General features: G+C 55.6%; 1 protein-coding gene. It reads right to left on the bottom strand.

Features of this window, described 5'->3' with window-relative positions:
• Positions 1-859 precede the first annotated feature (859 nt).
• A partial coding sequence (locus tag HMPREF2978_RS12855) for an IS3 family transposase (protein WP_143342280.1) occupies positions 860-1,463 on the bottom strand: 604 nt, incomplete at its 5' end.

Consider the following 1,463-nt stretch of genomic DNA (forward strand, 5'->3'; position numbering starts at 1 on the left):
CCCGACGTGTCTACTTTCCGGGGGTCAGGCCCAACAGTAGGAATCAACAACGGCAAACCCCTAGCGCCCGAGACAACGAGCGCGTAAAGTAACAACCACATCAAACAGGGGGATGTTCACAACTCAAAGGCAGGCGCCGTATCAGCACTAAGAAACCAAAGTAGAAGGACCATCTAAACTCGGCGGTGCTTGATGAGGCTCGCTTTCCACCCCACCACTATGCGCTACGGTGCGACCTCACAGCCTTGAGCGCTGCCCGCACCTCACTGACCACTCGTGGTCTTTCATAAAGCAATTCGCTCGGGGAATACGGCAAGACAACAAAGCCTAGATTCTGGATGTGCTTTTCACGCTGCCGCTCCGCCCGGATGACCTCATCCACCGGTTTGCCGTAGGTGATTCCGTCATATTTCACATGCCCATCAATAACGAGTTGGACGCGATTTTCGTAGATAAGCGCAGTAGCGGGCAAGGCACGTTCGTCCCGATTGACTTTGACGCGGTCGTCAAAGCACGCACAAGACGTGTGAAGCTAACATTGTAAGTATTGTGGGCTCGCTACACCACAACGCTGGCCCAGCCGGGCCAGCGTCACTACAGCTACGACCGGTTCCGCCAACTGGTTGCCTCCCATGTCGACGCGGCCGGGCTGACCGCCCGGATCACCCATGCACCAGGGCATACGATGCAGGTGGATTGGGCAGGTACGAAAATGCGCCTGTACGACCCTTCAAGCACACCGGGGTGAAAGTCACCATTTTCGTTGCTTTGTTGCCGTATTCAGGGATGCTCTTTGCATGTGCGTGTGCTGACCAGCGGCAGGGCCTGACCCCCGGAAAGTAGACACGTCGGGGGTTAGCTATGCTGCTTGGGTCAGTGTAGCTGATGTGAGCGCTTCGAAGGCATCAGGGGCTAGAAGATTGCACCAGGAGTGTCGTCTGCGCGTGTTGTAGCGCATGCACCATCGGAAGACTTCTTGGCGGCAGCTGATGGGATTGTCAAAGACTTTCCGATCACGCAGAACTTCACGCTTTAAAGTGGCGTTAAACGATTCTGCTAGGGCATTATCGGCACTCGTTCCCACTGCTCCCATGGATTGGCGCACACCAAGCTGGGTGCAGTGGTCCCTAAATGCTTGTGAGGTGTACACACTGCCATGATCAGAATGGAAAATTGCCCCGTTAAGGCTTCCGCGGACTTTCCTTGCATGAGATAAAGCTTCGATAACCAGCGATACCCGCATGTGATCGGCTAGTGCATGGCCGACGAGTTTGCGCGAGTAGGCATCGATGACCGTGGCTAGGTACATGTTCTTGCCGCCCTTACACGGCAGGTAGGTGATATCGCCTACGTAGACGTGGTTTGGCCTGTCAGCGGTGAATTTGCGGCCTACTAGATCTGGCATGATTCGACGGCCAGGCTTGCGCCGGGTGGTGATGCACCGACGCCGTTTACTAAAGCCT

Source organism: Corynebacterium sp. HMSC074C01 (genome assembly GCF_001814605.1).
Lineage (GTDB): Bacteria > Actinomycetota > Actinomycetes > Mycobacteriales > Mycobacteriaceae > Corynebacterium.